Origin of the sequence: Shewanella sp. cp20, assembly GCF_000832025.1 — a bacterium.
Taxonomy (GTDB): Bacteria; Pseudomonadota; Gammaproteobacteria; order Enterobacterales; family Shewanellaceae; genus Shewanella.
In genome coordinates this window covers 60,320-83,344 of record NZ_JPII01000030.1, presented here as the reverse complement: position 1 = coordinate 83,344, position 23,025 = coordinate 60,320, and the positions used below count along the sequence as shown (strand labels likewise).

The 23,025-nt window shown below is 53.5% G+C and carries 20 protein-coding genes and 1 pseudogene; all 21 read right to left on the bottom strand.

Going from position 1 to position 23,025, the window contains the following annotated elements:
• Window positions 1-36: 36 nt before the first annotated feature.
• Window positions 37-1,752, bottom strand: coding sequence for a flagellar hook-length control protein FliK (locus DB48_RS12700; RefSeq protein WP_041510641.1), 1,716 nt, complete (start codon window positions 1,750-1,752; stop codon window positions 37-39).
• Window positions 1,753-1,973: 221 nt separating this feature from the next.
• The gene (fliJ, locus tag DB48_RS12695; protein ID WP_041510640.1) at window positions 1,974-2,420 is read right to left on the bottom strand and encodes a flagellar export protein FliJ; all 447 of its coding nucleotides are present in this window, start codon (window positions 2,418-2,420) and stop codon (window positions 1,974-1,976) included.
• 29 nt (window positions 2,421-2,449) lie between these two features.
• Complete coding sequence (gene fliI / locus DB48_RS12690) at window positions 2,450-3,790, bottom strand: flagellar protein export ATPase FliI (RefSeq protein ID WP_041510639.1); 1,341 nt, start codon at window positions 3,788-3,790, stop codon at window positions 2,450-2,452.
• Window positions 3,762-4,802 carry a flagellar assembly protein FliH gene (fliH, locus tag DB48_RS12685; protein ID WP_041510638.1) on the bottom strand — a complete coding sequence of 347 codons (1,041 nt, stop codon included), beginning with the start codon at window positions 4,800-4,802 and terminating at the stop codon, window positions 3,762-3,764. The genes fliI and fliH overlap by 29 nt, the downstream gene beginning before the upstream one ends.
• Window positions 4,802-5,845 carry a flagellar motor switch protein FliG gene (gene fliG, locus DB48_RS12680; protein WP_041510637.1) on the bottom strand — a complete coding sequence of 348 codons (1,044 nt, stop codon included), beginning with the start codon at window positions 5,843-5,845 and terminating at the stop codon, window positions 4,802-4,804. The genes fliH and fliG overlap by 1 nt, the downstream gene beginning before the upstream one ends.
• Complete coding sequence (gene fliF, locus DB48_RS12675; RefSeq protein WP_041510636.1) at window positions 5,838-7,535, bottom strand: flagellar basal-body MS-ring/collar protein FliF; 1,698 nt, start codon at window positions 7,533-7,535, stop codon at window positions 5,838-5,840. Before fliF ends, fliG begins: the two co-directional genes overlap by 8 nt.
• Window positions 7,536-7,593: 58 nt before the next feature.
• A complete protein-coding gene (gene fliE / locus DB48_RS12670; protein WP_041510635.1) occupies window positions 7,594-7,926 on the bottom strand; it encodes a flagellar hook-basal body complex protein FliE in 333 nt (110 codons plus the stop codon).
• A gap of 168 nt (window positions 7,927-8,094) precedes the next feature.
• Complete coding sequence (locus DB48_RS12665; RefSeq protein ID WP_041510634.1) at window positions 8,095-9,438, bottom strand: sigma-54-dependent transcriptional regulator; 1,344 nt, start codon at window positions 9,436-9,438, stop codon at window positions 8,095-8,097.
• Complete coding sequence (locus tag DB48_RS12660; RefSeq protein ID WP_041510633.1) at window positions 9,431-10,519, bottom strand: sensor histidine kinase; 1,089 nt, start codon at window positions 10,517-10,519, stop codon at window positions 9,431-9,433. Before DB48_RS12660 ends, DB48_RS12665 begins: the two co-directional genes overlap by 8 nt.
• A gap of 157 nt (window positions 10,520-10,676) precedes the next feature.
• Complete coding sequence (locus DB48_RS12655; protein ID WP_041510632.1) at window positions 10,677-12,110, bottom strand: sigma-54 dependent transcriptional regulator; 1,434 nt, start codon at window positions 12,108-12,110, stop codon at window positions 10,677-10,679.
• A gap of 266 nt (window positions 12,111-12,376) precedes the next feature.
• Window positions 12,377-12,787, bottom strand: a complete 411-nt coding sequence (gene fliS, locus DB48_RS12650; protein ID WP_041510631.1) for a flagellar export chaperone FliS — start codon at window positions 12,785-12,787, stop codon at window positions 12,377-12,379.
• A gap of 6 nt (window positions 12,788-12,793) precedes the next feature.
• Window positions 12,794-13,114: a hypothetical protein gene (locus DB48_RS12645; RefSeq protein WP_041510630.1), complete on the bottom strand. Its 321-nt coding sequence runs from the start codon at window positions 13,112-13,114 to the stop codon at window positions 12,794-12,796.
• 27 nt (window positions 13,115-13,141) lie between these two features.
• Window positions 13,142-14,515, bottom strand: a complete 1,374-nt coding sequence (gene fliD, locus DB48_RS12640; protein ID WP_041510629.1) for a flagellar filament capping protein FliD — start codon at window positions 14,513-14,515, stop codon at window positions 13,142-13,144.
• Between the two features lie 29 nt (window positions 14,516-14,544).
• Window positions 14,545-14,934 carry a flagellar protein FlaG gene (locus DB48_RS12635; protein ID WP_041510628.1) on the bottom strand — a complete coding sequence of 130 codons (390 nt, stop codon included), beginning with the start codon at window positions 14,932-14,934 and terminating at the stop codon, window positions 14,545-14,547.
• A gap of 104 nt (window positions 14,935-15,038) precedes the next feature.
• Window positions 15,039-15,857 carry a flagellin N-terminal helical domain-containing protein gene (locus tag DB48_RS12630; protein ID WP_041510627.1) on the bottom strand — a complete coding sequence of 273 codons (819 nt, stop codon included), beginning with the start codon at window positions 15,855-15,857 and terminating at the stop codon, window positions 15,039-15,041.
• 234 nt (window positions 15,858-16,091) lie between these two features.
• Window positions 16,092-16,913 carry a flagellin N-terminal helical domain-containing protein gene (locus DB48_RS12625; RefSeq protein ID WP_041510626.1) on the bottom strand — a complete coding sequence of 274 codons (822 nt, stop codon included), beginning with the start codon at window positions 16,911-16,913 and terminating at the stop codon, window positions 16,092-16,094.
• An 87-nt stretch (window positions 16,914-17,000) separates the two neighbouring features.
• Window positions 17,001-18,184: pseudogene (gene flgL / locus DB48_RS12620) on the bottom strand (flagellar hook-associated protein FlgL).
• An 11-nt stretch (window positions 18,185-18,195) separates the two neighbouring features.
• Window positions 18,196-20,112 carry a flagellar hook-associated protein FlgK gene (gene flgK, locus DB48_RS12615; RefSeq protein WP_041510625.1) on the bottom strand — a complete coding sequence of 639 codons (1,917 nt, stop codon included), beginning with the start codon at window positions 20,110-20,112 and terminating at the stop codon, window positions 18,196-18,198.
• A gap of 64 nt (window positions 20,113-20,176) precedes the next feature.
• Window positions 20,177-21,169 carry a flagellar assembly peptidoglycan hydrolase FlgJ gene (flgJ, locus tag DB48_RS12610; RefSeq protein ID WP_041510624.1) on the bottom strand — a complete coding sequence of 331 codons (993 nt, stop codon included), beginning with the start codon at window positions 21,167-21,169 and terminating at the stop codon, window positions 20,177-20,179.
• Window positions 21,170-21,216: 47 nt separating this feature from the next.
• A complete protein-coding gene (locus DB48_RS12605) occupies window positions 21,217-22,308 on the bottom strand; it encodes a flagellar basal body P-ring protein FlgI (protein WP_041510623.1) in 1,092 nt (363 codons plus the stop codon).
• An 11-nt stretch (window positions 22,309-22,319) separates the two neighbouring features.
• Window positions 22,320-22,994: a flagellar basal body L-ring protein FlgH gene (flgH, locus tag DB48_RS12600; protein WP_041510685.1), complete on the bottom strand. Its 675-nt coding sequence runs from the start codon at window positions 22,992-22,994 to the stop codon at window positions 22,320-22,322.
• Window positions 22,995-23,025 lie beyond the last annotated feature (31 nt).

The window sequence follows — 23,025 nt, the reverse complement described above, 5'->3', positions numbered from 1 at the left end:
CGATTGGGCAATCATACCAACCTATAGGTTACCTGCTTACGCGTAATAATCTATACCCGAACGATAACTTGTTGCGTTATTCGACACTAACAGGCTCTCTTCTGCCGAAATTTCATCCATCTCAGCCAGACCATGGCCGCCTCCTTCGCCCTGCTCGCCGCTACCGTCCTGCTCTTTACCGCCTTGGGAGACATTACTGTCGGTCAGCTGCATCCCCTGCTCGGCCAAAAGCTCTCGCAAACGCGGGATAGCCTGCTCGACCAGATCCCGTGTCTGGGTCTGAGTCACATGGAACTGCACCTGAGTCTGATCGCCCTGCACCTGAACCCGTACCATCATGTGGCCAAGCTCGGGTGGGTCCAAGCGAATCTCCGCCTGTTGTACACCTTGGCTCACCATGGCGACCAGCTGCTGACGCATCACGGGGGAGAACTTTTGGATCATCTCCTGCATCTGAACCACAGGTTCACCCTGAGGCTTGATAGACATCTGATATTGCGGGATGGCCTCGCTTCTTACCCCTTGCAATCCCTGTAGCGACAAGCCGTTAAGCTTAGTATCAGGTGCAACATCGCTCATCTCGCCAACCTTTGACGACATGGCAACGGAGAGGTTAGCCTCCCTCAAGAGCTCTTGCGCCCCCTTGGCATCGCCACGGGCTTCGGCAAGTTTGCCAACGCTGTTTTGTGTCTGCTCGACGGCTAGCTTGGCTTCACTAAATTTAGACTCGCCTAACTTGGCTTCACCCAACTTAGACTCACCGAATTTGGCCTCGCCCAATATGGCTTTAGCCCCTTTGTCATCGCCCGCACCATCTAAGCCGTTCGCCTTCATAACAGAGGCTAGGCCCCCTTGGCTAGACTCAACTTGACCAAGACCTGCCTGACCAATACCAGTTTGGCTGATTTGAGAGTCACTGGCGCCGCCAGCCGTCTGTGATGGTACAACTTGAGAAGAAGCCGCCGGGGTTTGCGATTGACCGGCCAGGGCGGCGAGATACTGCTTGGCGTCACTTATTAGCGCCGCGAGATTTGCCTCATCTGTCTCTATGGCCTTGCCTTGGCCCTGAGCCAGCTTTCCTTTATCTGTCACACCATGAATAAGCCCCTCGAGCATCTGGGGCGGCAAGGCCATCAATTCATCCTCGGACAAACCCGTCTGGGCCATCACCTCATTCAGGGCTTCATCGGGAAGGTGCGCTAGGATAGCCTCGCTACCTACTCCATTAGGATTGATAACCGGCTGGATATGATCGTCCCCGGCGCCAGGCTTAAGTGACTCGCCTATGCCTTCTAACACTTCTTTTTCAGCGTCGACTCTATCCTTAGCCCCCTTTACCAAGCTAGGAAACAACTCGTTATCGGCAGAAGACTCACCATCACCTTCACCCGGCGGCAAAATGACGCCGTCGGCGGCAAACTCCACCTCATCCCCTAACTTGTTGGCAAGCTGGATCTGCGCCAGCACATTGGAGACATCGTCGCTATCTTTGTCCTGATCAGAGTCCTTAGCTTGCTTAGCACCGGCCTTGGCGACGCTATCGCCAGCAGCCAGGTTATCGGCCGGGTTTTGCGGGCGCGACTTCGCAGGTGAACTCTTCTCATCCTGACTGCTTACCTTAGCCAAAGCCTCTGAAAAACCTTTGTTTTCTGACTTTGACTCGGCAGTCGCATCGGACGAACTGGGCAACACCCCGCCTTTCTCTTTGCCGGACTCGACATTGGATAGGAGTATCTGGGTCATCTGTGGCATGCTTCCTCCAACACTCATTTGGGGCTCGCTAAGTTCACGTGCCGCCCGAGCGTCAATTATTCGCTATCGCTATGGACTCAATAGCCCTTACTAACCAAAATCTAGCAATAAAAATGCCAAGTTAATAACAACTAGGGTTAAAAAAGACGCGGTTTGATAAGAGAGGCCTAAGGGGAAATAAAGCGGCGAATGCCTCCGCAGCTCTCATGGAAGGGCAAAGGTTAACGAGTGGACTGACGGAAGAACTGCTGAGAGGCAAACTCGTCGATCATCTTTTGTTCCTGTTTAGCCTCGAATTTTTGTTTAGCCTCGGCCTTATGGCTCAACAACAACTCGACCGCCTTGCGCTTTTGTTGCTTACCCTGCCAATATTCCTGCGCCTTCACACGCTGCTTGTCGGTTTCGGCGACGGCGAATACCTGCTTGTCGATCGCCTCATCGATTTGACGAATGAACTGATGAAATTGATGATAGCTACTGGCGGCAATCACTTGCCCCTGTTTACCTTCCATCTGTTTCATGTAGTCCAAACGGTACTGCCGAAGGGCATCGAGCTGCTGCCGGCACTTGTTGAGGGTCAGCTGCACACCTCGAAGCTGAGTCGCCGCAGCTTCCTCTGCCTCGAGGGCTAACTTGAGTACTGTCTCTAAGGGGTCATGTTTTGCCATGGCAGTTTCTCTCTCGGATTAGTGCCAGGCTAGACCTGACACTGGGCACTTAACTGCCCCAGCATCAAGGCGCTGGAATCGAAGCTGATGGCCTCCTTCATGGTCTGCCTCAAGAAGGCATTCATGGCAGGCTGCAGCCGAATGGCGTTGTCGATACGTGGGTCGCTCCCCTGGGTATAGGCACCGATAGAGATAAGATCGCGGTTCTGTTGATACAGAGAATACATCTGCTTCACCCGCCGCGTCGCCTCGAGATGCGCATCGCTGATCACCATTGGTGCCACACGGCTGATAGAGGCCTCGACATCGATGGCGGGATAATGGCCAGAATCGGCTAGCGCCCGCGATAATACGATGTGGCCATCGAGGATCGCCCTCGCCGCATCGGCGATGGGGTCTTGCAGATCGTCCCCCTCGGTAAGCACGGTATAAAAAGCGGTAATTGAGCCCTGTCCTGCGCCGCCATTACCGGCGCGCTCCACCAGTTTGGGCAACTTGGCAAATACAGAAGGCGGATAACCTTTAGTCGCAGGTGGCTCACCGACCGCCAGAGCGATCTCACGCTGCGCCTGGGCGTAACGGGTCAGGCTGTCCATCAAGAGCAGCACGTTATAACCCAGGTCACGAAAGTACTCGGCGATGCGGGTCGAGGTCTCACAGGCCCTTAAGCGCATCAGCGGAGAGGTATCGGCGGGCGCCGCCACCACCACGCTGCGGGCGCGTCCCTCGGCCCCCAGGATCTCTTCGATAAATTCTTTGACCTCTCGGCCACGTTCCCCGACCAGGCCCACCACAATCACATCGGCCGTGGTCCCCCGGGTCATCATGCCCAGCAGCACACTCTTACCCACGCCGGAACCGGCAAACAGGCCCATACGCTGGCCCTTACCCACGGTCAACATGGCGTTGATAGCGCGAACGCCGACATCCAAAGGTTCGCTGATGGCGCGGCGCGCCAGGGGGTTTAACATGGTGGCGTGGCGAGTGGCTCTCTGATCGGTATGCAGCTGGCCCAGGCCATCTATCGGCGCGCCATTACCGTCAAGCACGCGGCCAAGCAGGCCCATGCCGACATTCAGCCCGGTCTGCTCACCCAGTGGCGTCACCTTGGCGCCAGGCATCACCCCACTGAGTTCCTCGATGGGCATCAGATAGAGTAGCTTGTCGTCAAAGCCTATTACCTCGGCGATCAGATCCCCTGCCATGGTGGCTATGCTGCACAGGCTCCCCACGGGCGCCTTGCAACCGGTGGCCTCCAGGGTGAGACCCACCACGCGCACCAGCTGGCCCGACGCCTCGGGCATAAATGGCGCGACCGCCTGGGTATGGTGTCTTAGCTTATCAAGTAGTCGGCTTTGACGTGTCTTCATCTGGGCTCGTCTCTTGCGGTGCATCACCAGGTATTGGCTGTTCGCCCTGCTCTACCTGTGTCGAGGTATCGACAGCGGCCTGGCTTTTAGTTTCCTCGGTATTAGTTTCCTGGGTATTAGTTTCCTGGCTATCTGTCACCTTATGGCCGCCCTGTACTGCCTCACCATGATGGGATTGAGGCTCGGGGACCTTCTCCATGGCGGCAAGCTGTTGCAACCTCTGCTGCTCCAGGCGTTCTTCACTGGCAACCAGCTTATCGAATACGGCTTTTATTCTATGCTCAAGGCCCATGTCGACCCGGCTACGGCTGTTGCTCACTATGCATTCGCCGCGGCTCAAGGTGGGGTCAGCCTCTAATTCCCATCGGTTTCTCGTCAGCTGGGCACTCTCATAGAGTCGCTCGACAATCGCCAGATCGTCGGGGTGCAGACGCAGATGGGCCCCCTCCTCTTTGAGCGGCAGCGCGTCGACGCCTTGACGCAGGGCCGCCAGAATATGTTCGGGGTGTGTCTTTAACTCATGGCCGATCACCGCCTTGGCCAGCGTCATGCTCAGTTGTACCAAGGCTTGTTCGATTTCGGTATCGAGCAATGAGAGTGGCATTGATAGCTGCTGCATCAAGGCTTCAAATTGAGCAATCGTCTGTTTCGCCTCGGTAAGGCCGGCCTCCATTCCCTGAGCTTCGCCTTGACGATAACCTTCCTCATGCCCCTGCTCTAATCCTTGGAGTCGCCCCTCTTCCAGCCCTTTAGCCATACCGGCTGCTTGGCCCTGAGCAAAGCCTTCGGCCTCGGCCTCGGCGCGGATCGATTCTATCTCTTCCAAGGTGGGCGGCATCACAGGCTCATCGACCGGCTTGACGGCCTTTTGCGGGGCGATGCGCCCAAACATATTCTCCTTGGGCTCATCCACGCTAGGGGTTACATCGGGCAGCTGCCAATGGCTAAAATCGGCTTGGGTCCCTTGTGTATCGTGGCCCTCTTGGGCTTTCTTGTCACCGGACATGGTCATTAGAGGAACTCTTCTCCACCACTACCACCTAAGATGATCTCTCCAGCGTCACTCAGGCGACGAGCGATAGAGAGGATCTCCTTCTGAGCCACTTCCACTTCGCTGATCCGTATTGGGCCCATGGCCTCGAGATCGTCTTTAAGCAGCTCGGCGGCGCGTTTGGACATGTTGCCGAGTATCTTCTCTTTGAGTTGATCGTCCGCCCCCTTAAGGGCCTTCATCAACACATCCTGCTGCACTTCACGCAGCAAGGTCTGAATACCCATGTCGTCGACATCGGCCAGGTTTTCGAAGACAAACATCAAATCTTGGATCTGCTGCGCCATCTCTTCGTCTGTCTCGCGCATGGTCTCCATTAGCTGGCTCTCGACGCCCGTATCCAGGTAGTTCATGATGTTGGCTGCCGCTTTGAGGCCGCCCATCTTCGCCGCCTGGGCACCGCCCTGACCGGCAAACTGTTTTTCCATGATGTCGTTAAGCTCTTGCAGCGCCGCCGGTTGTACCTCTTCGAGGTTGGCGATGCGCATCATCAAGTCGAGACGGGTATTCTCGGGCGCCTGGGCAAAAATTTCGGCTGCCTGATCCGGCTCCAAATATGACAATACGATGGTCTGGATCTGCGGGTGTTCGTTTTGAATGATGGTAGCGACCTGACGGGCGTCCATCCACTTGAGCGACTCGAGTCCTTTGGCGCCGCCCCCCATGATGATCTGCTCGATAAGGTTACCGGCCTTATCTTCACCCAGGGCTGCCGTCAGGGCATTACGCACAAACTCTTCGCTGTTGAAACCGATAGAGGAGTATTTCTGTACCTCCTCCAGAAACAGCTTGTGTACGCCAATCACCTTGTTTTGACCAAAGTCTTTCATGGCGGCCATCGCCATACCCACCTTCTGCACCTGCTTAGGCTCGAGGTGTTTTAAAATCGAGGCGGCATCGGCTTCGCTGAGGCTAAGCAGCAGGATGGCGGTCTTTTCGATACCGGTCAGATCTTTGGTGTTAAACTCACCACTGGCTGTGTCGATCTCTTTCTCTTTACTCATTTTCTTGTAACCATCCCTTGACGACTTGCGTAGACAACTCAGGTTCGTTGGCCACCAGTGCACGTATGGCCTTTATCATATCATCGTCTTTGTGCAGATCCGGTATCAAAATTGAGCCGTCGTCGGCGTAGCTGTATTCCGCATCGGGACGATTGAGCATGCCAAGGGTATCGGCGGCATACTGATCCTCAATTTCTGCCAACTCGTCACCCAGAGAGGGCGCATCCGGCATCTTCTGTCCATCGGGATAGATCAGGCGCTTGAGCATAGGACGTACCACGAACAGTATGAGTACCAGAATGATCAGGCCGCCCATGACCAGCTTTATGGCACGCCAGAACCAAGGCTCTTCGTAGATGGCCAGTGCCGGCGCTTCTTCAACCAGTTGGTCCATGAAAGGCACAGTCACGACTTCTATCATGTCGCCGCGCTGGGTGTTGAAGCCTACCGCGCCCTCGAGCAGACGACGTATGTTGCTCAGCTCCTGCTCGGTACGGGCGACGCGCGTCACCTGCCCGTCTTCACCTACCGGCCCGGTCTTAAAGTCGACGGCGACAGACACGCTGACCCGTCTGACGACACCCACCTGCTGGCGAGTGTGGCTGATGGTGGTATCGAGTTCATAGTTACGGGTCGCCTCTTTGTGGCTTGAACCCGGCATGCTTTGCTCCTGCGAATTCGCCCCCGTGGCTTGCTGAGGAATATTGGCTTCCATCGGCGGTTGGTTACTCAGCGCGCCGGCAATGCCACCAGTGCTAGAACCTGTAGAGTTGTTCTCGACCGTCATCTCGCTGCGCACGGCCGGTAGATCCGGGTTATAACGCTTGGCGGTCTGCTCGACAGAGGTAAAATCCATGTTCACGTCGACCTGGGCGGTGAAGTTCTCCGGCCCTAGGATCGGCATCAAAATCGATTCAATCTTGGTGCGGTATTCGGCTTCTTTCTGCTGAACTAGCTCAAGCTCGCGTCTCGCCCGCGCCGAACCTGCGGTTTGGCTGCCTGAGTTTAACAGGCGGCCGTTAGAGTCTGTCACCGTGACGCGAGTCGGCTCGAGGCCGTGTACCGCCGAGGCGACGATATCCACGATAGAATCGACCTCTTCCTGACCCAGTCCGCCACGACGAGTATTAACCACCACGGTCGCGCTAGGCTTAGAGCGATTGCGGGCAAATACGTTCTCTTTAGGAATGGCCAAGATCACCTTGGCGCGGCTAACGCTCTTTAACTCTTCGATGGTACGTGCCAGGTTTTGCTCCTGGCTGTTCTTGAGTCTGGCGGCCTCCATGCGCTGGCTGACGCCAAAGCCGCTGTCTTTTGACAGGTAGTCGTCACGACTCGGCGAGTTATCGATACCGGCACGGCTCAGCATCATCTTGACGTCTTGGTACTGATCTTCCGGCACCTTTAACACATCGACATCGATCTGATAGTTGACCTTGTTCTTGTCCAGCACATCGAGAACCTGCACCATCTCCTGGGTATCCATCTTACCCAGCGGACGGTATTCGGGCTCCTGGGCCCACAACATGACGAAGACGGCCAGTGCCAGACAGATCGCCAGCGCCAGGATCATAGTGATCTGCCTGAGCATGTCGACACCGCCAAACATTCCGCCGCTGGGCTTATGTTCTTCTTGTACGCCGCCTGCCACCATATCCTGTGTTGTGCCAGCGCCAGTTCCGACTACCATATCTGTGCTCACGATAAATACCTGCCGTTATCTTTCTTAATCTTTAGGGGATCCATGCCTAGACAGGCATACTCATGATCTCTTTGTAGGCTTCCACCAGCTTGTTACGTACCTGAACCGTGGCCTCAAATGCCACACTGGCCTTTTCTCTGGCAATCACAGTGTCGGACAGGGTCACTCGGGTATCGCCCATGTCCAGGCGTGCCTGTAAGGAGGAGGATGTGGCCTGCAGCGCACCGACATTGCCTACGGCCTCGGACAAGAGGCTGCCAAAGTCGCTGCCGCTGGTGTTAGCCACCTGCTGAGTGATATTAGGTGTGATCCCATTAGGCTTGATCTCGCCCGTGAGTGTCTGCATCTCTTGCAGTAATGAATTGGCACCTATCTGCATCTTGGCCTCCGCTATCGTCGTGAAATTGACGAAATCTATTCTCATTCAGAGCAATGCAATATGTTTGCCAAAAATAGAAAAAGCCGACAAACCCACATTTACTGGGTGTCGGCTTATGATGAAAGGTATGCCCCAGCGACAGGGCTAGGCCATATGGCTCACAACCTATCAGGCCGGGATCTGAATCCCCATGTCACGCATGCGCGCCATCTTGTATCTCAGGGTGCGGGCACTGATCCCCAGTTTTTCGGCCACCTGTTTACGGCTGCCGTTACACTGATTGAGGGTCTCTAAGATGATCACATGCTCCTGAGCCTTAAGTTCATCCCCCAGGCCTTCTGGCTCGTTGGCTTTCTCGCTCTCACCTATGGGCTCAAGTATCACATCCTGGGTATCGATAACGATATCCTTGGCCGTGATAAATTCGCCAGTTTGCAGGATGAGGGCGCGCTGTACCACGTTATCCAGCTCTCGCACATTACCCGGCCACCTGTGGCCCAATAGGCGCCTGCTCGCCTGTTCATCTAGGCTTGGCGCCACGGCTAAACCGGCAGCCTTGGTATGGCGCAACACTAAGTGCCGCGCCAGCGGCAAGATATCTGCCGGGCGTTGATGCAGCGCCGGCCAGGTCAGCGGGAACACATTGATGCGATAGTAGAGGTCTTCCCTGAAATCGCCCTTGGTTGCCATGGCCTTAAGGTCACGGTTCGAGGTCGCCAGCACGCGCACATCGAGTTTGATGGTCTTGCGGCCACCGAGACGCTCGACTTCCCGCTCTTGCAATACCCTGAGGAGCTTGGCCTGCAGCCCGAGATCCATCTCGGAGATCTCATCGAGCAAGAGTGTGCCTCCCTGGGCCTGTTCAAACTTGCCGGGACAGGCCTGATAGGCGCCGGTAAAGGCCCCCTTCTCATAACCAAACAGGGTGGCTTCGAGCATATTTTCCGGGATCGCGGCGCAGTTTATCGCCACGAAGGGCTCACCAGCCCGCTGACTGTGTTGGTGAATATAGCGGGCAAGCACCTCTTTACCCGAGCCGCTCGGCCCCATGATCATCACGGAGGCGTCGGACTGGGCCACCTTCTGCGCCAGCGCCAGGAGCGCCAGACTGCGTTCGTCGGCGACCACAGGTTGATCTTCGATTAGCTTAGGTTTGAGATAACGCGACACCTGATTAAGTAACACCTCAGGCGCGAAAGGCTTCGCCAGATAGTCCACCGCGCCAAGTTTAATGGCGCTGACCGCACAGTCTATGGTGGCAAAAGCCGTCATCAATAGGATGGGGATCTGGGCATTATGCTGCTGAAGATAATTCACCAGGCCAAGGCCGCCTATCCCCTCCATCTGCACGTCGCTGATCACCATATCGAAATCCTGCCCCTTGAGCGCGACGATAGCCGCCTCGGCCGATTCGACATCGACGCATTCATACTGTGCCAGCAACAAGGTATCCACCAGGGCTTCGCGCAGCGCCGCGTCATCTTCAACGAGTAATATCTTGGCTTCAGCCATGGCTTACCTCCAGCCTAGATTCGGCCTCAACAGCCGGCAGGTTAAACGAGGCGCGACATCCCTTTCCCGCAATACAATTGAGCTGCAGGCGGCCCCGATGATTGGCAACAACCGTCTGCACAACGGCTAAGCCCAGGCCAGTCCCTTGCGACTTGGTGGTAAAGAAAGGTTCTAACACCTTCTCCTGCATGCCAGCATCTAGCCCCTTACCGTTATCTATCACCTCGAAGGCAATAGAATCAGCCTCATCCTGGGCACTCAGCCAGATCTGACTGGCACCGGCCTCGATGCTGTTCATCACCAGATTGTTGATCGCCGAGCTCAGCGCCGCTGCGTTAGCCTTAAACTGCTGCTGAGAGTCGAGTTTAAGGTGCAGTTGACAGCCTTTACGCTCGGCAATCGGTTCGCAGTTGGCCATCACTGAGTCCACGACCTGCTGCATGTTGCAGACATCGGTCAACTCCTGCTGGCGCCCCTTGGCCATCAGCAACATATCGTCGACCTGTTGCGACAGCTCGTTGAGCCTGTCGATAAGCTTACCCTGAAAACGCTCCCTTGAGGCCTGCGTCAACTTAGGACTCCCTAAGTTAGCCGCGTAGAGCAAGGCGGCCGACAACGGCGTGCGTACCTGGTGGGCCAGACTCGCCACCATCTTGCCTAAGGCAGAGAGGCGTTGCAGATGAGACAGGTTCTTCTGCAGTAGACGGGTTTCGGTCAGATCCGTCAGTACGATCAACTGACCTGGCTCAGGGGTTAAGGGGGTGATCGCCAGCTTTACCCTGCGGCCGTTTTTCAATGATACCTCGTGGCCATCGTCATCTTGGGGCGAGAAGGCGCGATTGATGACTTGCAGCCAGCGCATGCCAGCCAGGGGCTGCCCCAGCAACTGCACGGCAACGGGATTGGCGTCGGTCACTATGCCATCGCCATTGAGGATCACCACGCCCGATGGCATGGCCTGGAGTATATGTTCCATGCGGCTGGAGATGGCATCGTTTGCCACCTCGCCGCCCACGACTTGGGAAGGAGCCAGAGCTACCTGCGCCTGCGCTGTATATGCCACCTTTGGATTCGCGGCCATAACCACTCCGTCAATAATTTGCTGCTAAGCAAGTTAATGCAGGGAGTATGCCAATTAAAAATTCATAATTAACAGTGGATTATGTATCAGAAATGACAAAGGCCCAAAAATGGGCCTTTATTAGATGAGATGAGCAAATGAGAACTGGGAGCCGAAATTAATCCTTGCTCATGCCATACTTGCGCATCTTCTCCACCAGTGTGGTGCGACGAATCCCTAGCATCTCGGCGGCGCGAGCCACCACGTTGTCCTGCTGATCCAGCGCCTGGCGAATCATGTCTATCTCAAGCTCGGCCAACAGATCCTTGAGGTTCACCCCTTCGGGTGGTAGTTCGCTAGGGAAACGGCTCTCAGGAATATCGACCGCCACCTCATCGCTAAAGATAGAGGCCAGTGCATCACGCTCCAGCTCCTCTTCACTGACCTGCACCTGATATTCAGGCACGTCGATATGACGGTATTTAAGGGGAAGGTCATTAACATCGACCAGGCCACCTGGATACAGGATAGTGAGGCGCTCGACCAGGTTAGACAGTTCACGCACGTTACCCGACCAGCTATGCTCCTTGAGCGACTCTATCGCCCGTTGGGTAAAGCGCACCTTGCCACGCCCCTCGTTGTAGACACGGCTGACCAACTCCTGCAGCAATAGCGGGATATCGTCTTTGCGCTCACACAGGGCAGGCATCTCGACAGGGAACACATTGAGACGATAGAAGAGATCTTCCCTAAACTCGCCGTTGGCGATCATGGTCTCTAGCTCTCTGTGGGTTGCCGCGATGACGCGCACATTGGTATGAATTGGTTTGCTGCCACCGACACGCTCGAAGACGCGCTCCTGTAGCACTCGCAGCAGTTTTACCTGCATCTGCAGGGGCATGTCGCCGATCTCATCGAGAAACAGAGTGCCCCCTTCGGCGAGCTCGAAGCGTCCCTTACGGGCACTGATTGCGCCGGTAAATGAGCCCTTCTCATGACCGAACAGCTCACTCTCAAGCAATTCTGGCGGAATGGCGCCACAGTTTACCGGGATGAAGGGGCCATCACGGCGATCGGAAATATAGTGGATATTGCGTGCCACCACCTCTTTGCCGGTACCCGACTGACCTAGAACCAATACGGTGGCGTCGGAACCGGCCACCTGGTTGATCAGGTGACGCACCTGGGCGATGCCTTCACTGCGACCGACCAGGCTGCGAAATAACTTGGTCTGATTACCACTGGTAGGTATATCCGGACGCTTGGCCTGCACAAACACCTGGCAAAAATGCAGGAGTTCGGTCAATTGAGGATAATTTAACGGCTCTTCGATACAACCCAATACATTGCCTGCCGACACGTCGCCATTAGAGCCTAACAACAAGATAGGTTGCCAAGGCATTGAGGTGGCAATAGATTGCAACAAGGTCTTAGATTGAGCCTCTTGTGCAATGACAAGTGCTCTATAGCGGGTATTCGACATTCGAGATTCGAGTCTGTCGACGGCAAGCAACTCTACCTGCTCACCAAGAAACTCAAAAACACAAGATAAGCGATTAATTCGCTCTGACTGATTACCGACAAGTAGAATTCGTTGATCTGTTTGCATCATTTAAGAAGGCCGTAAAGCACTCAGTGTTATTCGCATTAATTATTAGTGTTAGTTGCTTCGAAAGCGAGATAATCGTTTTAATCCAGTTTTCCAAAAAATGACTATCACACGGAATAGTGTATTATCAGCAGCACATTAGCAAGTATCAGATTCATTTTCTGACTAACTCATCTGATTTTAGAGCAAATTCTCAACGTATCAAGCATCAGGCGCCAATCGTTTGACGCCTGACAAAAAGTTGTTGTTCAGAAAGATAGTCGAGACGATTAAATTGCCTCTGTGTGTGACGCTAGATGGTGCTCATTTTGGGGAATGGCGTCCCAGCCTTCCTTGATGGTACGGATGATTTCACTCACATCATCGATCGCCTGCACATCGTTATTCATGTTGGCCTCAGAGAGCTTACGCAGCATGAAATCATAGAGGTCGCTAAGGTTACTGGCGATCTCGCCCCCTGCTTCCATATTCAGGCTGTTGTTGAGTCCGGTAATGATGCCAATGGCCTTGCCGATATAGATACCTTTACTCTCTATATCATTGTTTTCTATTGCATAACGACTCTGTGCCAATCGTTGAAGTGCACCTTCAAACATCATCTGAATGATACGGTGTGGTGAAGCGACAGAGATTTCGCTCTCTAAAGACACCTTGCGATATGACTGCAGTGACTTTCTCATAAAAACCTACCTTTCTGCATCTATAGACTTGTAAACATTAAGTTGGCGCTGACTCTTACGTCCGACATGCAGTAATTCCTGACGATGCTTTAACAGGTTTACGGCCTGCGTGGTAAAGCTGCTGGTCAATTCCAGCTGGGACTGTAATAGGGCTCTGTCTTCCTCTTTAGGTGAGGCGAGCACCTTATCGAGTAAAAGTTGACGCTGACCAACCAAGTCAAGCAAATTTGATACCAACTCATCAGCGTCTTCCTGTTCGGCAGGTATTTGTTCTAAACGCTGCATGACCTGAATAATGTCTTCATTTAGCTTATCTAAAGACTCCAATGCACTTCCTTCTTGCAACACTATCGATTAGCCCTTCTGAGAAATCACGCCAGGCAGAGAATTCAGCCCATTAACGATACCTGCAGACTGTTGATTTAATTTACCGACAACCAGGTCCATCGCGTTAAATTGCTTAAACAGACGGGATTGTAACTGTTCCATTTTCAGAGAAAAGGCTTCACGCTGCGCATCTAAGCGCTTCTTATCGGCGGTATAGGCATTGTTGCGAGAATCGATCAGGCCGCCACTCTTTACGTAACCATTGACCAAGGTATCTAACCTATTAGCCAAACCTGTGGTATCGGTTGCAAATAGGCCTTCGATACTGCTCATATCTTCGCTGATGGCTTTATCCAGCTTAGTGCTATCGACCGACAGCTTACCATAACGATCCGCCTCGATACCGATATCATAGAGGGCAACCGACTGTCCGCCACCCAGATCGATACGATTAGAGATCATGTTGCGCATCTGAGATTCGATCGAACGTATCATCGAATCCCCCTGGAGCGCCGAAGCTTTCTCTTTGTCGGCGTCATAGGACGAGACCTTGTCTATGGTGCTCATCAGGCTGTTATAGGCGTCGACAAAACCCTGAACATTTTCTTTTACGGCGTCTTCGTCTAACTCAATCTTAAGTACCGAGGTCTTATTAAGATCGGCATCGGTGAGATTCAGTGTCACACCGGCAATGGCATTCTTGATTTCGTTGGTTTGCGACTGTAGCTTCTGGCCATCGATGTAGACAATCGACTCTTTAGCGGCCTGAACTTCGCTTAAGTTGCCCGCGCCAAACATGTCGCTAAGGCCTGTACCTGTTGTATCTGTGGCGGTAACACTGATGTTGTTATCCGTCCCTTCGGTATCTGAACTGATCACCAGACGGCTGCCACCATCTGTGGTCACTATGGTAGCTGTCACCCCGACATTGTCATCGGCGCTGTTTATTTTATCGGCTATCGCCGATAGAGAGTCTCCCGCGGCCACATCGACCGAGAAACTCTGACCGTTGACCGTGAAGCCCAAGCTCCCCTCACCTACCGCAGCACTGGCATCGGCCGTGAAGGCACCTGCCACCTTGTGACGCTGGGCGAGTTGCTCAACGACTATGTTATAGCTACCCGTCTGCGCATTCTTATCGGCCGTGGCCGTAAAGTAGCTACTGTCACCGGTTGAAACCTGACGTTGGTTTAAGCTGCTGCCATCTTTGAGTTTTTCAAGCGCATCCTGAAAACTAGACAGTGCACTCTTTAGCGAGCCCATGGCAGAGACTTTCGCATCTATGGTGTCTTCTGTCTTATTGAAGATCGCTTCTTTAGGCACCTTCTCAGCATCAACCAGCACCCCCACAATCGTGTTGATATCAAGCCCTGAACCTATGCCTGTTGCTGTTAATGCCATAACTACCTCTACTCAACGCCGGCTGAAGCTTAAGCTTCAGTTTTCATTAATAATCCAGTGACTTCAGAAAGTTTCTGCGCCAACTTCAATGCTTCTTCGTTTGGAATTTGACGGATAACATCACCCGAATCAATATCCATAACGCTAACAATATTTGTGCCAGAATCTTCGTCAATCTTAAAGGCCAACCCCTTGCGCATCACAGACATCATATTTGACATCTCTTCAACCAGCTTCTGCATCGCTTCTGGCGATTGCTCTTCGGCCTCTGCCGCTTCGGCTTGATTGCTCTGCTCGACCGCCTTTATCGATCCTTTGGCTAATTCCACATCCTCTGCCGCATTTGCTTTAACAGGCGTCATGCCTATATCAATTTTAGCAGCTGTAGCATTCGATGAATTAACAGTATTAATATCCATGACCTGTACCTCTACTTCGTTAATTTATCCTTAAAATCACGAAAGGGAGATCCGTCGCCGAACCTCCCTTATCTTCATCAAACTCGGTCTAACCCATTACTCTATTAGAGTAGTGATAGGGCAACCTGTGGCAGCTGGTTAGCTTGAGCTAGCATAGCTGAACCGGTTTGCTGAAGCACTTGGTTCTTAGTCATAGCAGAGGTTTCTTTCGCGAAATCCACGTCTACGATACGGCTCTTAGCGTCGGCTACGTTAGCCTGAGTGTTAGCGCTGTTGCTGATGTTGTGTGCTAGACGGTTCTGAATCGCACCAAGTTCTGCACGCTGTGTATCGATAGTGGTGATTGCCGCATCGATAGCTGCTAGAGCCGAACCACGGTTTGCAGAAGTCGCGTTAGTCAGAGCATTAACACCTAGAGAGGTCGCATCTGAAGTGCCCACCTTAACAGTGATATCTTCGCCGTCTTGGTGACCAACCTGGAAGCTCTTACCTGCTGAGAAAGAACCATCAAGCAGCTTGGTGTTACCAAATGCAGTGTTGTTACCAATTTCGGTGATTTCTAGGGCCAGCTGATCCATTTCGGCTTTCAGAGCGGCTAAGTCATCTGCGCTGTTCGCACCGTTTTCAGACTGGATAGTCAGGTCACGCATACGTTGCAGCATGTTAGTCTGCTCTTGCATTGCACCTTCAGAGATCTGCGCGATAGAGATAGCGTCGTTAGCGTTACGCATACCAACTTCAAGACCACGAACCTGAGAGTTCAGACGGTTCGAAATCGCAAGACCGGCAGCATCGTCTTTCGCACTGTTGATACGAAGACCACTTGATAGACGCTCCATAGAGGTCGCTAGGTTGCCGCTAGAAGCATTTAGGTTTTTCTGTGCTTTTAGAGATGTTACGTTAGTGTTTACTGTAATAGCCATAATCGATTCCTCTTTATACCTGGCTTAAAACTAAGCCTGTCTACTTAAGCCAGGCCGGTCTTACTGGGTTACAGTATATTTAACGGCAGAGGGTTTTCGATCTTTAGAAAATTTTTTATAAAAAATAGGCTATTTTTTATAGCTGTTATATATCAACAGCTTAACGAATAAAAAAGTAACAAAAACGGTGCAAAAACTAGTCTGCACCGTTTCTTGTCGACTAACCCAGAGGCATTAACCCAGTAGTGACAGGGCAACCTGAGGCAACTGGTTAGCCTGGGCGAGCATGGCAGAACCTGTCTGCTGCAGCACCTGGTTCTTGGTCATGGTCGAAGTTTCTTTAGCGAAATCTACATCCACGATACGACTCTTAGCATCGGCAACGTTGGCCTGGGTGTTAGCACTGTTACTGATGTTATGGGCCAGACGATTTTGCACCGCACCTAATTTAGCGCGCTGAGTGTCAATCACCTTAATAGCCGCATCAATCTTACCGATGGCAGCATCTCGGCCAGCTGAGGTTAACACAGTAAGGCTGTTCACCGACAATACACCGGCGTTCAACGTACCCACAGAGATAGTGACATCTTCACCATCCTGGTGACCTACCTGGAACAGCTTACCGGCAGAAAACTCCCCCGTCAGCAACTTGGTATTACCAAAGGCGGTACTGTTACCGATCGCCGTGATCTCTTCTGCAAGCTGGTCCATCTCATCTTTCAACGCTTGTAAGTCGGCAGTGCTGTTGGCGCCGTTTTCAGATTGAATCGACAGATCACGCATACGCTGCAGCATGTTGGTCTGCTCTTGCATCGCACCTTCAGAGATCTGCGCGATAGAGATAGCGTCGTTAGCATTACGCATACCTACCTCAAGACCGCGAACCTGAGAATTCAGACGGTTTGAGATCGCAAGACCCGCAGCATCATCTTTCGCACTGTTGATGCGAAGACCGCTCGACAAACGCTCCATTGAGGTTGCCAGGTTTTGAGAAGAAGTATTTAGGTTCTTCTGCGCCTTCATCGATGTGACATTGGTATTAACATTAATAGCCATTGTGTTTTCCTCTTCTTGGTTGCACTGCCAAGACGTTGAGCTTGGCTAATAAATTAGAAGTTAAGTTTGTCAAAGGCCTGAGCCCGTTTAGATATAATCAAAAAGTGTCGTCGACCCGACTTTGCTAAACACACTCGATACGGCATTTAAGGCCAACTGTTGTTTCTCGAGCTCAGTTATCGCCGAGGCATAATCTAAATCTTCCAGCATTGAGAGCGCCGAACTGTTCACCAGCTTTTCTTCCACATGGGTCGAACTGTAACGCTCAATCTGCTTCAAGCTATTACCGGCTTCTCCCCGGGCAATGCTCAACTGATTGACACCACTATCGATATTATTCAACATCTGTGCCAACTCAGCTTTACCTTGGGGAGTATTCACCTTATTAGGATCTTCGAGCAGAGTGATTGCCTGGTTGATGGTATCGAAGACGCTCACCTGGGATTGCGGCGTGATACTAAAGGTATCCCCTGGGGCAGGCTGGCCATCGAGTTTCACCTCGATACCGCTGAAGCTAATGGGATCGGCGGCATCGAAACCAGGAACAGTCGTGACCAGAGCCGCGGACGAATCTCGCACCTCAAGGGTTGTACCATTCATGGTAAAGCTATATGTATCGAGTGCGGCCGGGTTACTGTTGGTAGCGCTCAGCACCCGAAAATCTCCTACCTGACCCGTCGAATAATTGGCGCTAAAGTCGCCAAGGCCGGAAGGTGCATTCATAAAGGCTTGATCGCCAGGGATATTCGTCCCTAGGGTGACGCCAGATGCCACTATGGCTTCGCGCACGCCACTGTCACCGCTGTAGACCACGTTACCAGCCGCATCGAATGCAAAGGGCTGCTTACCGGTTTCATAACCTGAAAACATATAGTTGCCCGATTCATCTTTGGTATTGGCCACCGAAACGAGCCTTCCAATGTGCCCTTAAGCTCATCGGCAATCATTTGCCGCTCAGAATCGGACAGGCTGCCATTCACTGCACGCAGGATCTGCTCTCTAACCGAGCCGGTTAGGGTTTCTGCCGTGCCCAGCTTGCTCTCGGTCAAGGCCAGACGGTTGGTGGCATAGTCGATATTCTTCATAAACTGATCGACCAGGGCGTTTTGCTGATTGAGGTTATCGATACCGATAGCAGCCACAGGGTCGTCCCCAGCAGTATTCACCCGCTTGCCGCTGGCAATCTGATCGATGATCTTGCTGGTCGCCGATTGCTTGTTAAGCACACTGTTGATGTTCTGCTGAAACATCTGCGCCGTTGAGATCCGCATAATTAAGGCTCCTATCTCACCGAACTAAAGAGGGTGTCAAAAATTTCTGTGGCCGTGGTCATGATCCGTGCCGATGCCTGATAAGACTGTTGGAAACGCATCAAATTGGCGGCCTCTTCGTCTAGGTTTACGCCCGACTCACTCTGCACCCGGGTATAGGCCTGGGAATAAACGGCCTCGGCCGAACCAAAGGCCACCTCGGCCGCCTTTGCCTTGCCGCCCACCTGCAACTTGGTATTTTCATACACATCCGCAAGGGTCGAGCCGCCATTGTTCATCAGCTTGGTTTCTGACAACTTAGCCATGGCCACCGCGTTGGTGTTATCCCCTGGGGCAAAGCTGAGATCGAAGGTAAATCTGTCTGTAGCCGGTGCGCTGCTATCCACCTCGAAGGTGAAGCCATAGGCACTGATAGATGGCGGCGTAAAGGCTGCCGGGGCGCCGAGAGAGTTGCCCGCCGCATCGAACACCTCGAAGGTATTTGCTGCGGTATCAATCTCAAAAGTCAGCTCGCTACCGGCTAGGGGAAAACCCGCTGCGCTGCGATTATCTATGCTCACCAGCTTCACCTGGGTATTGCCAGAATTAGCGGCATCTTGGGTTATCTTAGGCGCAGCGGCGGCTATCTCCTTGGGATCTGTCATCACCACCTTGATGCCGGCTGCGGCGCCCGATGTTGGACGGATCTCGAATCTGTCCCCTGAGGCCATGGCGCCAGAATCGATATTGATGCTAAAGCCGTCACCACCTGTCAACTGACTGCCATTTAAGGTAAGTGGCGTCACAGTGCCTGTATCTAGATCCTTAAGCTCATAGGTGGCCGGCGCGGTAAAGGTCAGCTCATAGCTGCCACCGGACAGGGCATTGACATCATCTATGTTTACCCTTAAGGCAGCATTGCCCGCGTTGTTCTCATAAGCACCGGCGCGGCCAACTGACATGGCAGGATCGTTAATATCGAGAAATAGGTCGCTGCCCACCTGGCCGTTCAGATCAAAACCTGCCGCCTGAGCCTGATTAAAACTGTCGGCAATCCCCAACGCCAACTGCCCCATCTCCAGCTGCGCCGGGATCAGTGTCTCGTCGCGAAATTGGAACAGAGCCCCCAGGCTGCCGCCCATCTTGCTGGGATCGACCACTAAGGTCTGATCGCCTGCCGTGGTGGTAATGCGCAGCTCGCCGGCATAAGGGTCACCAGTAGTCGATCCCATCTGCATGGAGACTTCGCCAGAGACCAACATCACGGCGCCGCCGAGCATGATACTCTTGGCACCCGACTCCAGCGGGATCACATTAACCTGAGCATATTCGCTAAGTTCCTGGATCAGCGCATCCTGCTTGTCGAGCAGCTGCATATCGGCCCCTTGAGACTTCATCAGCTCCTGGTTGATGTGGCCGAGTTCAGTGCTGATCTCGTTGATGCGATCCGTCACGGCCGAGATCTGATCGTTGGTCTGTTTCATCTGACCATCGAGTTGCGACTGCATCTGATTAAGTGCCTTGGCTATCTGATCGGCATTGCCAAGCAGGCTGCCGCGAATGCCCATATCATCAGGCAGATCCGCCAGGCTATTGAGTCCGGCAAAGAGGTCGTTAAGGCTCTGAGGCACCGCCTTGCCTATCTGTGAAAACAGCTGGTCGAGCTCGCTCGTCTTGGTCTGTGTGGTCTGCGCCTGACTCAACGCGGTCTGACCGATACGCAGCTCGCGCGCGGCATACTCGTTATAGATCCGCTTCACGTCGGTAATATAGGTACCGGCGCCATAGAAGCTGTTGCCAAGGCGTTGGGATTCCAGGCTAGACTGCTCGGCGACCTGACGGTGGTAACCCTGGGTATTGGCATTGGTGATATTGTTACTGGTTACCGCCAGCTGCGACTGTGAGGCAAGCACGCCGGTACGGGCGATATTAAGCAGATCCATCGACATTATGCTTCACCTCTTGTTGCATTTACTTCAAATTGCGCACTCATCACTTATCACTCCCCACTCATCACTTGCCAAGCATGCCGGCGCCGAGCTCTTTATTTACGGCTTGAGTTACCGTCTGCATCACCTTGATCACCTTGTCGGCGTAATTAGGGTCTGTGGCATAACCGGCATCCTGCAGGCCACGGATAAAGGCGGCAGGGTTGGCGGCCTTCTCCATAGCCTCTTGATAACGAGCGCCTTCGGAAATGAAAGAGACGAAATCGTCAAAACTTTGTTTGATATCTTGATACACCCTGAAATCGGCGCGTTGCTTCACCGCAACCCCATGTTCAAATTCCAGGGTACTCACACCGGCACGCTCGCCTTCCCAGCGACGATCGGCCTTGATGTTAAATAGGTTATTGCTGGGCTGACCGTCTGCGCGACGCACCATCTTCTGTCCCCACCCCGTCTCGAGTGCCGACTGAGCGATCAATACCTCGGGGCGGGTGCCCAGGGCTTTCGCCGCCTGCTCGGCATGAGGGTAGACAGCCTTGACGAAGGCCTCACGGCTCTCAAAACCTTGATTTGCCCCCCCGGTTGGAGCCTGGGACGGCAAGACCTTGCCGCTCATCACCTCATCGAGTATCTGAGGCATTGGCTTGTTGGCGCTGCTAGCTCCGTTAATAGCCAAAGGCTTAGGCGCCGACTGTGCAACCGGACTCTCCATGCCGCCACGCAGCACGGAAGCCGGCGTTAGCTGACTCGTCTGCGGCGAGAGCTGCTGCACCATGAGATCCGCAAGACCCAACATCCCCTTGTCCGACAGATTGACCGACATCTGTTGATCATGCATCTGCTCGTAAAACTTGGTGTATTGGCTGTTCATGGGGCTATCGGATTCAAACACCGCATTGGCATCACGCATGCTTTTCATCAACATCTGCACGAATATGCCTTCAAACTGCTGCGCCACCTCTTTGAGCGCCGCCTTGTCATCTTTCTGCGCCTTGGCACGTAGGGAGTCCAGGCCCCCTATGTCCAAGAAATGCGATGCGTTTGACAGCTTATCCATGTTGAGTCCCGATGCCTTGGCGACGACTAACTCGTCTGCGACAAAATTTAGATGATGATAAGCTCACCATGCAAAGCACCTGCCACCTTTAACGCTTCTAAGATGGCTAATACATCCGAAGGCGCGGCGCCGACCAGATTCACCGCCCTGACCAACTCATCTAAGGTGGTGCCAGGGTTGAACAGGAACATGCGATTGTCTTCTTCGGACACATCGATAGTGCTGTCGCTGGTAACCACGGTATTACCGCCTGCCAACGGGTTAGGCTGCGATACCTGGGTCGCCTCGGCGATGGTTACGGTCAGGCCGCCATGGGTCACCGCCGCAGGGAGCAGACGTACGTCTTTGCCCACCACTATGGTGCCGGTACGAGAATTGACGATCACCTTGGCCGATTCAGATGCTGGCTCCACCTCGATATTTTCCAACGTCGCCAAGAAAGAGACTCGCTGAGACACATCTCGCGGCGCGCTCACCTGCACCGAGGCGGCATCCAATGGACGAGCCATCCCTGGGCCCAGGAGATCATTGATGGCATCGGCGAGACGCTTGGCCGTCGAAAAATCGGCGCGGCGCAGATTAAAGGTCAGATGATCACCGGTGGAAAATGGCGTCGCCACGGTACGCTCGACGATGGCACCGTTGGGAATACGGCCCACGGTCGGCGTATTTTGGATCACCTTAGAGCCATCGAGTCCCTCGGCGCTAAAACCGCTGACCACCATGCTACCCTGGGCAATCGCGTAAACATTGCCGTCGACCCCCTTGAGGAAGGTCTGCAATAGTGTGCCGCCGCGCAGGCTCTTGGCCTCACCTAGGCTTGATACGGTCACGTCCAGCGTCTGCCCCGGCTTAATGAAGGCGGGCATGTCGGCACTTACCGCCACCACGGCGACGTTCTTGATCTTAGGGCGGAAGTTATCCGGCAGATTGATGCCGAAATTTTTCAGCATGGTCTTAAAGGTCTGCTCGGTATAGCGTGTCTTCTCGCCTGTGCCTGGCAGGCCAACCACCAGACCATAGCCTATCAGCTGGTTGCTACGCACCCCTTGCACGTTGGCGATATCTTTGATGCGCTGTGCCGAGCTGACGCTTGAAAACACCATCAGGGCACAGGCCAATATTATTTTCATCTTCATGGCATCGCTCCTTAGAAGGGCCACCAGTCGCTCATAAAGAACTGACTCAACCAACCCACCTTCTGCGCATCGGCAAAGGTACCTGTACCGCTGTACTGAATACGGGCATTGGCCACACGCTGAGAGTCGATGGTGTTGTCGGGACGGATATCTTGCGAGCGTACTATGCCGGTGAGCCTGACAAACTCATCGCCATTATTGATGGTGATCCACTTCTCGCCGCGGATCACCAGGTTGCCGTTGTTGAGCACCTGCATCACGTTGGCCGATATACTGCCCGACAGGCTGTTACTCTGGTCGGCATCAGACTCACGCTTGGTGTTCATGCTGTCTTTGTAGCGCAGATCGATAGGCGAACCGCTGATGGTGACGTTGCCGCCACCGGCATAGATGGGATCCAGCGTCAGATCTGAGCCCTTCTTCAGCTCGTTGTTGGCGCTCTTCTTCGCCTTGGTCGACTCTTGCAGGATCACGGTAATGATGTCGCCAACCTTAAGCGCCTTGATGTCCGAATAGAGGCTTGAGGCCTGGCTGTCCTGATACATGGAGCCCGTGGCGGCGATCTTAGTCGGCGGCGCCTCGGGATACACGGGAGCATAATAGGGATCATCGGCGATCGGCTTCTGGTTGGTTGAGGCACAGCCCACCAATGCCAGCGCAACCACCAAGACAAGTGACTTAGTCAATTCAAACTTAGTCAATTCAAACTTAGTCATA